Origin of the sequence: Streptomyces sp. NPDC005574 (assembly GCF_040605435.1) — a bacterium.
Classification (GTDB): Bacteria; Actinomycetota; Actinomycetes; order Streptomycetales; family Streptomycetaceae; genus Streptomyces.
In genome coordinates this window covers 1-1,240 of the sequence record NZ_JBEXCW010000340.1, presented here as the reverse complement: position 1 = coordinate 1,240, position 1,240 = coordinate 1, and the positions used below count along the sequence as shown (strand labels likewise).

Annotated in this window: 1 protein-coding gene; it reads left to right on the top strand. The window is 68.7% G+C overall.

Going from position 1 to position 1,240, the window contains the following annotated elements:
- Window positions 1-411: 411 nt before the first annotated feature.
- The gene (locus tag ABZT03_RS44615) at window positions 412-939 is read left to right on the top strand and encodes an ATP-binding protein (protein WP_356050078.1); all 528 of its coding nucleotides are present in this window, start codon (window positions 412-414) and stop codon (window positions 937-939) included.
- Window positions 940-1,240 lie beyond the last annotated feature (301 nt).

Below are 1,240 nucleotides of genomic sequence, written 5' to 3'. Positions count from 1 at the left end.
CGACATCGTCCCCGCCGAGCACCGACACCCCACCGCAGCCGACCTGCTCACCTCAGTCGGCACCGATAACCACCAGGTTGTTTCTTGACGGCTTCCATGTAGAACTACATGGCCGTTGACAGTAGCTGAGGGTTTTGAACCGAAGGCCGGGCTCGAAGTGGGGCGGCACGTGTGGGACAAGATCGCGAATGCACTGAAGCCTGTCCGCCGGCTGAGGGCGCGGCCACCAGCTGCTTCTTGAGTTCAGCGAGGAATGGGGCAGAAGTATCACGACACCTCGCTCCTTTATGTCCGTTTGAGTACAGCTTGCTCAGGGTTGCGTGGACGGGCGGGAGGAGGGTGGTCAGTGGAAGAACCCTCGGGACCCACCTCAGGGTCACGAACCAGACACCTGTTTCGGAAGTGATCGTCATGTATGCCACCGCTTACGACCGCCGCCTCACCGGCCAGTCCGGTGGCAGCACGACAGTCCCCCAGTCCGTCCCCGCAGCCGGCATGGGTGACCAGGTGGCGCGGATTCCCGCACCCCGTCGGCCCGCGGGCGATCACGGCCGGGACGTGACCCGAGCGCTGGAACACCGCCCCGAGGCAGCAAGCACGGCTCGGCACCTCGCCCAGGCAGTACTGGAGCAGTGGCACACGGGCGCCGAGGCCACCGATGCGGTGGTGCTGGTGGTCTCCGAACTGGTCACCAACGCTGTCGAGCACGCCCAGGGCCCTCTCGCCCTGCACCTGCACCGCGAAGCGGTCGGCAGCCGCGTCTGGGTCGGTGTCAGCGACGGCGGTCCCGCCGAGCAGGAAGGCCCCTGGACCGCTTCCTGCACCGAGGACGAGCACGGCCGCGGCCTGACCATCGTCGACATGCTCGCCGACGCCCACGGCACCCACTGCCACCCCCACGGCGGCACCACCCACTGGGCACGCCTGACCGCCGCCTGACCCCCCATGCTGCCGGCCCCGCCCGCTTCCTGACGACCGGGCCAGGGCCGGCCGGCCCGACCGCACGGGGGAGCCAGCGGCCGGGCCACCACAAAGGAGGGGCGGGACCCACCCCCCGGGTCCCGCCCCTCCATTGCCATGCGAAGAAATGGGGCGAGCAGGCTGTGCAGGGCGGTGATCTGCAGCCAGTAGCGCCGGGAGTGCCCTTACGGGCTGCCCCGCGATTGATCATGGGGCGTGTTGGCCTGGGGAGTTGGCTGGTGGGTGATTCAGCAGGTGGTCGTGCGGACGGGCACCAGTT